A 7,638-nucleotide genomic window follows, 5' to 3' on the forward strand; every position below is an offset into this window, starting at 1 on the left:
CTTTTTATTCGACCCCCTCTATTTCGACGCATGGTTAAAAACGCGAAACTCCTGGCTTCGGTCGACCTCGGCTCCAACAGTTTCAGGCTGATCGTGGGTCGTGTCGAAGAGAGTGCCGCCGGCAGCCAGATCTATCCGGTCGACGCGTTACGCGAACCGGTGCGTCTGGCCGCGGGCCTCTCGCGCGACAAGTTTCTCGACCGGCCGGCCCAGTTGCGCGGCTGGGAAGCGCTCAAGCGCTTTGGTGAGCGCCTGCGCGATTTTCATCCCGATCATGTGCGTGCGGTTGCGACCAATGCATTGCGCGTCGCGAAGAACGCGTCCGATTTTCTCGGCGAGGCGGAGCGTGCGCTGGGGTTTCCGATTGAAGTCATCGCGGGCCGCGAAGAGGCGCGCCTGATCTATGCGGGTGCCGCGCATTCGGTGCCGACGATCCCGGGCAAGCGGCTCGTCGTCGATATCGGCGGTGGCTCGACCGAGTTCATCATCGGACGCCACTACGATCCGTTGATCATGGAGAGTCTCTATATCGGCTGCGTGAGTCATAGCCAGACCTTCTTTCCTAGCGGCAACGTCGACGAGTACACGATGCGCCAGGCCGAACTGGCCGCGCGCCGTGAAATCCAGATCATTTCGAGCGAATACCGCAAGGCCGGCTGGGACCAGGCGATCGGTTCGTCGGGCACGGCTCGTGCGCTCGCCGAACTCGTCGAGGCGAACAACTTCAACGATGCGGGTGTGACTCACGGGATCACGCGAGGCGGACTGGAGAAGCTGAAGCGCGCGCTCATCAAGGCGGAGAACGTCAACCGTGCAAAACTCATCGCGCTCAAGGCGGACCGCATCCCGGTGTTGCCGGGCGGCCTCGCGATCATGATCGCGGTGTTCGACGAACTGGACATCGAATACGCCGACACGACTGACGGCGCATTGCGGCTTGGTGTGCTCTACGACCTGCTCGGACGCTCGCACCATGAAGACATGCGTTCGATCACCGTGGAGGGCTTCTCGAAGCGCTATGGGGCCGATAATGCGCAGTCGCGCCGCATCGCCGATCTCGCGACTGCCTTCTACGATCAGATCAGCGATTCGAATGAGGAAATCCGCGCCGAAAGCCGGATGTTCCTCGAATGGGCGGCCGCACTTCACGAGATCGGCCTGTCTATCTCGCATAGCGCGTATCACAAGCATTCGGCGTACATCGCGAGCAATGCCGACATGCCGGGTTTCTCGCGCACCGATCAGGCGCGGCTCGCGGCGCTCGTGCTGGGCCATGCGGGCAAGCTCGGCAAGTTGTCGCAGACCCATGTCGTCGAATGGCGGCTGCTGTTCTGCCTGCGGCTGGCGGTGCTGCTCTGCCGGCGCCGCGCCGATCTGATGCTGCCCACGATCACGGTGTCGGAAGCGGGCAAGCAGTTCGATATCCGCCTGCCGAAGTCCTGGGTCGACGAAAACCCGCTGACCGATTACAGCTTGCTGCGCGAGGCTGCTGAGTGGGAAAAGATCGGTTACGGCTATCGCGTGATCTATACGGATTGAACGGGGTGAGGATCGGCACTGCGAAGGGGGCGAGTGGCCGACTCCGCGATATTGCGATTGCCCGATGCCGGCGCGCGGCGTCTCGCCGGGCCGGCTGGATGCAGCCCGTCATGGCGACGGGCGGATCGCCCCTTTACCCTAGGAAGTGCCGCGCATAGCGCGCATTGATGTCCGTCAGACGGAATAGCGTGAGGAAGTCGGCGGTATTGAAATGCGGGTCCCAGGCGGGTGCGCCGCAGAACTTCGCGCCCAGGCGCAGATACCCCTTGACGAGCGGCGGCGCGGTCACGTTGGCCCCCGTCTTCAATTCGTCGACGGGTAGAGGCGTGTGGGGGAAGGCGTGGTATTCGGGTTCGGTCATCGAGGTTTCGCGCAGCGAGCAATAGAGATTCGCCGCGTAGTGACCGCCGTCGCCCATCGGCACGCTCGCACAGCCGAGCATCGTCTCGTAGCCGTGTTTCTTCATGTAGTCGGCCAGGCCGGCCCACAGCGACATGATCACCGAGCCGCTCCGGTAGTCCGGGTGCACGCATGAGCGGCCGACCTCGACCATCTTTGGGCGCAGGTGCGTGAGACGGCTGATATCGAATTCGCCTTCCGAGTAGAGTCGGCCGATCTGCGCGGCGCGATGTGGAGGCAGCACCCGGTAGGTGCCGACGACCTTGAGCGTTTCGAGGTCGCGCACGAGCAGGTGGTCGCAATAGGCATCGAAAGGATCGACGTCGAGACCGGCGGGGCCGCTCAACTGCGCCCCCATCTCCTCGGCGAAGACGCGGTAGCGCAGGCGCTGTGCTTCGCGAAGCGCTTCGTCGCCATGCGCCCAAGCCACGCTGAGATTATGCTGGGGAACCGCGTCTTCTCGACGAGGAAGACGCCTCCGAGTGTCGACGGGAAACGAGGCGAGCGGCAAGGTCGGAGTCGGCAGTTCGCGCATAGGGCGGTATCCTCAGGTGGTCAAAGTGACTTGTGCTGAAGGTGAAATGTAAAAACCGCCCATTACGTCTCCATGAACAAGGCATGACGAATCCGTGAATCGTCCCGGTTGCGTAGCCTGATTGTCATTGAATGCCCAGGTTTGGCGGGGCTGGGCGAGGTATCCCGCAGCCTTTGACAAAATGTGCGGGACGAAAGCGCGTTGCAGAACGGACACTTTTCGACACGCCTGGCCGAAAAGTATGCGTTGCGCGATTGGGAAGTCGATTGGGAAGGCGATTTGGAAGTCGATCGGCAAGCCGGTCGGGAAATCGATCGAGGCTAGACGAGATCCGGGTTGATCACTGCCCGAAGGACCACTTGCGCTTCTTCGTCGCGCTTGCGGTTCGAGCACCACCATAGCCCGGCCTTCTTGATGCTCCACGGAGCCTCGTGGCCCGCGAGCAACAGGCTTGCCACGCAGCCGAGGGTTGGCTGATGGCCGACGATGACCACCGTGTCCGCGCGGCCGTCCGGCCAGCCGGCCGCTGCCAGTACAGCCGAGGCATCGGCTCCCGGCGCGATTTCGCGTGCCGTCTCGAATTCACGCTTGAGGGCCGCGGCGGTTTCCTGCGCGCGTAGCGCGGGGCTCACGAGTATCAGCGCATCCTTGTCGAGGCGTGCGGCCAGCCATTGGCCGACCCGCTCGGCCTGCTTGTGGCCGCGCTGCGTCAGGCGCCGCTGGAGATCGGCGGGATGATGTTCGACCAGGCGTTCGGGCAAGTCTTCGGCATCGGCGTGCCGCCAGAGAATGAGGTTCATTGCAGTAGCGCTTTGGGGCAGGACGGGAAGAACATGAATGGGAGCGGCATGAAAGGATGCGACGCGGGTATGCACGGAGCATAGGTGAAGAAAAGGGGCGATGCGCGGCGATTATGAAGCCCGTCATGTGTCGCGCGTGTGATCGCGGCCGTGCAGGGCCGCGGCGCTCGTGCCAGCTGTCTGGGCGCGGGCGGTCCGTCAGCGGACTCTGGTGGAAGCCACGAGCCACGAGCCATGAGCCATGAGCCATGAGCCATAAGCCATAAGCCATAAGCCATAAGCCATGAGCCATGAGCCATGAGCCATAAGCCATAAGCCATAAGCCATAAGCCATAAGCCATAAGCCATAAGCCATAAGCCATAAGCCATAAGCCCCGAGCCCCGAGCCCCGAGCCCCGCATAGTTTTTGCATGAAATTGGCATTTACGTTGACTGTGCCGTTCGGGTGTCTATACAATCGCAGATTCTTCGGAGCGTAGCGCAGCCTGGTAGCGCATCTGATTTGGGATCAGAGGGTCGTAGGTTCGAATCCTATCGCTCCGACCAGTAGATTCAAGCAAAAAGCCCAGTCTTATTGACTGGGCTTTTTGCTTTTCAGAACATGATCGGCAACCTGAACGTGACCGTGAGATCCGGCGTATCGCGTGTGAGCCCCGCGCCGACCGAAACGTTGAGGGTCATCTTCTTGCTCAGTGTGTAAGAGTAGCCTACGAGGAGGGTACCCAAGGTGGTACGCACGGAGCCCGGCACGGTCTGGCCGTTTTGCGTGGTCGGCCAGATGATGCTCTGGTCATAGCCGATGCTGAATGAGGCTTTCTCGTTGAGCGCGAGGCCCATGCCGAAGTTGAAGCCGAAGATATCGCCGGCATGCACGTCGCCAACGAATTGCTGCGCGCCATTGAGCAGCGTCAGGCTCACATCGCTGCGCGTGAAATTATGCAGGTAACTGAAGTTGCCGAAGAACACAGCGGGGTCGGACGGCAGCAGCCAGGTAATGCCCGGCTGCAAGGCATAGAAGCCAGAACCGGTCGGCGACTCCAAGGGCAGCCCGGTGCCCGTCGTGTTCGCCACGCAGCGCGTGACGCAGTCGGTGACGACCGAGAACGGATCGCTACCGGTGCGTGACTTGAAGCGTAACCAGCCGATGTAATAGAGGCGATCGGCACCACCGTCGTTGAACTGATAGCGCGCGGTCATTTCGATGTCGCCGATGTCATGGCCGCTTGCATTGAATACACCGTCTTGGGCCGACCCCTGGAAGATCTCCCGTTCGACGGTATCGGTCGAAGTCCATGCGTAGGGAATCCGCAGTTCGAGTTCGAAACGGTTGTTCACACCATAGCGGAAGGTCGCCGTGCCCGTGAGGGTGGTGGTCTTGATCTCGCGGACATCGATCAGTCCGATCAGCAGCGCGGGGATGATGGTGTAGCCGACCAGCGAGACGCGGTCGCTCGATGAATAGCCGTATTGCACCGAAGGCTCGAAGATGAGCTTGCCGGCCGGCGTCAGCACGCCCGGTTGTTCGAACAGCGGCGCGACCTCGGGCGGACGGGTGTCGCGCACGGGCGCCTGCCCGACCGGCTGCTCGGCATGTTGCTGCGCGGGTGGGGCTGAACCCGGCGCCGTCTGGCTCGCGGCGGCCCCGGCCACCGCGGCGGCGGCGGGACTGGCTGTATTGACCCCGGTCGCGTTGCTGTTGCCGTTGGCAGTGCCGCTACCGCTTGCATTGGCGTTGGCACCACCGCCGCTCGCATTAGTGTTGCTGCCACCACCGCCGCTTCCGTCTGGCGAAGCACTTTGCGCACTGTCGATCGGCGGGGCTGCTTCAGTACCTTGTCCCGCTCCGCCGCGTGTGCTCTCGAGTGTCTTCGCGTCGAGCGCCCGCGTCAGTGCCTGGAAGCGTGCTTCCTGCGAATCGAGCTGCTGTTTCAAGGTGTTCAACTCTTTCGCACGCTGGTCGATCTCGCGACGCAATTCCTGCAGCGAAGTGACGGGATCCTGGTTCTCGAGTGCCTGACTATGTGCGAGCGAACTGACCAGCATCAGACATGACCCTCCCGCCGCTCCGATGCGCCGCCATTGACGTTGCTTCATCGCCTGACCTCAGTCTTGTTCTCTATTGTTATCCGGGCTGGCCGCATGTTTGCCAGCCGGCTTGTCTCCTTTCACTTCCTCGTCGTTCTTCCGACGCGTTTCCGCCTCCTCCTAGCGGGGGGCCACCGCGTTGGCGATCCCCCTGTCCAGTGTCGATTGCAGGTTCAGCGCCTGATAGGCGCCCAGCGTGTTGACCGTCGCGTTGATGGTCGTCAAGGCCTTGATGGCCTGGTTGTTCAGCGTGTTCTGCACGATCGTGGCCGCGCCCGACGTTGCGCCCGATGCCAGGTTCGCTACCGGCTGGAAGCTGTTGCCCGGCCCGTTCTGGACGAGGGTCGTCGTGCCGAGCGCGCTTGCCAGCGTTTGGGCCTGCTGGGGGGTGATCTGTGCGACGTTCGGAATGTTGAAGCTCGTCGTTGCGATGAGTTCGCCGTTGACGAACACCATGCGCTCGATGCCGAACGCGACATGGAGGCCCGGTGCGACATCGAAGCCGCCGCGCATTTCATCAAGCCGTGCGTCACTGAGCTTGATCTCGCTCAAGCCGGAGCTCAGATCGGGTTCGGATGAGGCAGTCGGCTCGGCGGGTCCGGGTCCTTCGGCTGACGGGACGGTCGCCCATGCCACGCTCGAGCCGAGCAGCAGACTCAGGCAGGCGAGGTTGCGTTGGTGCTTGTCCATGGTGCCCTCAGAAATCGTTGATGCCGAACTTCGAATTGGTCACGTTTTGCAAACCTTCGCGCTGGACCGCAAGCCAGCGTGGCCCCTCGGGCGCGTAGCGCCAATCGCCGGGGTTGTTGAAGCGCGCATTGTTCTTGCGGTTGTGGATCACGAACAGCACGTTGTTGTCCCAGCGCGCTTCGAAGCTATCGCGCGGCAACGCGCGAGTGCCGAGTGCCGGATCGCCGACCAGCACGCGTCCATCACGCATTCCCTTGATGACGACGAAGTGGTGATAGCCGTTCTCGGAGACCAAGGCGATGGCCGGCAACTGAGCTTGCTCGAGCTTCTCGAGCGGCGCTTCGAAACCGTCGGCGTCAAAGCCGTGCGCCGCGAGAAAACGCTTCATATCGAGCAACGAGAAGCCTTCTTGACGAATCTTCGGCTGGTCGCCTTCGGCGAACATCTCCTGGAACGCAACTTGTTCGCTCATCGGGTAGCCGTACTGATACGTGAGCAGCGTCGCGACGGCCGCCGAGCCGCAACTGAAGTCGTACTGCTGCCGTACGGTGCCGCGGAAGCGCGCCTCCTTGAGGCTCGTGACGCGCACGACCTCCTGGCCGCCCGACGGATTCTGGATCGTGATCGAGTCCGCGCCGGCCAGCATCGGAACCACCGCAAGCGCGCACGCGAGCGCGCGGAGGTACCTACTGCTGGAATTGAACATTGACGATCGTCGCGTTCTGGATCAGAACGTTTGCGCCGGTGTTCTGGATCACCGTCGGCAGTCCGCTCGCGTTCGAGAACGAACCTTCGCTGATCGCGTTATTTCCTGTGACGACCTGTACCGCACGCGTATTCGCCACGGTGCCATTGAGTTCCATATCGTTTTGTACGAGACCGCTGGCGCCTCGCAGCTCGTCGAGCGCTGTGGCACTCAGTGCGATGCCGATGTCGTTCGGCGCTTCGGGGCGGTTTTCCGACGTGGCGTCCGACGATGTGACGTCGGGCAAGGTTTGCGCGTGGGCTGCCGGGCCGGACAATCCCACAAGCAGCGGCACGATGGCCGCGACAATCGATCTGACCGAACACATGGTCCTGTCTCCCAGTACCACTCCATTCCGGCACAAAGCCCCGCGGGATGCCCCGCCCACGGGGATGGACTACCTCTACCTCAGGCGTAACGGCCTCCGTGGGGTTCAGTGACCGCCGACGTTGAGATTGGCCTGGACGTTGACGCTCTGTTGCACCAGCGATGCCAGACCGCTGTTCTGGTTGGCGATCATGATGCCAGCGGCGGATTGCCCGACGCTGGTCATGGTGTTCGACATGTTGAACGTGCCAGCGTCGACGGTTACTACACCGCCGCCACCGCCTGCTCCACCTGCCGCACCATTGCCGACACCACCAGTGCCCGTACCGCCGGCCGCACCTGCGCCGCCGACCGCACCGACTGCGCCGTCGCCCGCCGTCGCACTGCCGTTCGTTGCTGTGGTGCTTGAGCTGCCGTTGGTTGCCGAGCCGCCCGCACCGCCCGCACCGGCCGTTGCCGTGCCCGTGCCGCCAGCCGCACCTGCGCCGCCCGCACCGCCCGTTCCGCCGGAACCGCCG

The 7,638-nt window shown here is 62.8% G+C and carries 7 protein-coding genes, 1 tRNA gene and 1 pseudogene; 2 read left to right on the plus strand and 7 right to left on the minus strand.

Features of this window, described 5'->3' with window-relative positions; genetic code table 11:
- Positions 1-30: 30 nt before the first annotated feature.
- Positions 31-1,539 (plus strand): exopolyphosphatase, encoded by a 1,509-nt coding sequence (ppx, locus tag HV670_RS11860; protein ID WP_175104963.1) that lies wholly within the window; start codon positions 31-33, stop codon positions 1,537-1,539.
- 133 nt (positions 1,540-1,672) lie between these two features.
- On the opposite strand, the gene HV670_RS11865 is transcribed toward ppx, so the two are convergent.
- Entirely contained in the window at positions 1,673-2,473 is an 801-nt protein-coding gene (locus tag HV670_RS11865; protein WP_175104964.1) for a GNAT family N-acetyltransferase, read from the minus strand.
- A 320-nt stretch (positions 2,474-2,793) separates the two neighbouring features.
- Positions 2,794-3,273 carry a SixA phosphatase family protein gene (locus HV670_RS11870; RefSeq protein ID WP_175104965.1) on the minus strand — a complete coding sequence of 160 codons (480 nt, stop codon included), beginning with the start codon at positions 3,271-3,273 and terminating at the stop codon, positions 2,794-2,796.
- Between the two features lie 469 nt (positions 3,274-3,742).
- On the opposite strand from HV670_RS11870, the gene HV670_RS11875 reads away from it, so the two are divergent.
- Positions 3,743-3,819: transfer RNA gene (locus tag HV670_RS11875), tRNA-Pro, on the plus strand.
- A gap of 48 nt (positions 3,820-3,867) precedes the next feature.
- On the opposite strand, the gene HV670_RS11880 is transcribed toward HV670_RS11875, so the two are convergent.
- The 5 genes and pseudogenes from HV670_RS11880 to HV670_RS11900 form a co-directional block, all read right to left on the minus strand.
- Positions 3,868-5,367, minus strand: coding sequence for a coiled-coil domain-containing protein (locus tag HV670_RS11880; protein ID WP_175104966.1), 1,500 nt, complete (start codon positions 5,365-5,367; stop codon positions 3,868-3,870).
- A gap of 111 nt (positions 5,368-5,478) precedes the next feature.
- Positions 5,479-6,048 (minus strand): hypothetical protein, encoded by a 570-nt coding sequence (locus tag HV670_RS11885; RefSeq protein WP_175104967.1) that lies wholly within the window; start codon positions 6,046-6,048, stop codon positions 5,479-5,481.
- Positions 6,049-6,055: 7 nt separating this feature from the next.
- Positions 6,056-6,754 carry a C39 family peptidase gene (locus HV670_RS11890; protein ID WP_175104968.1) on the minus strand — a complete coding sequence of 233 codons (699 nt, stop codon included), beginning with the start codon at positions 6,752-6,754 and terminating at the stop codon, positions 6,056-6,058.
- Positions 6,735-7,121 (minus strand): hypothetical protein, encoded by a 387-nt coding sequence (locus HV670_RS11895; RefSeq protein ID WP_175104969.1) that lies wholly within the window; start codon positions 7,119-7,121, stop codon positions 6,735-6,737. Before HV670_RS11895 ends, HV670_RS11890 begins: the two co-directional genes overlap by 20 nt.
- 105 nt (positions 7,122-7,226) lie before the next feature.
- Positions 7,227-7,638: pseudogene (locus HV670_RS11900) on the minus strand (hypothetical protein); the annotation flags it as partial.

Origin of the sequence: Pararobbsia alpina, from assembly GCF_902859895.1 — a bacterium.
GTDB classification, from domain to species: Bacteria; Pseudomonadota; Gammaproteobacteria; order Burkholderiales; family Burkholderiaceae; genus Pararobbsia; species Pararobbsia alpina.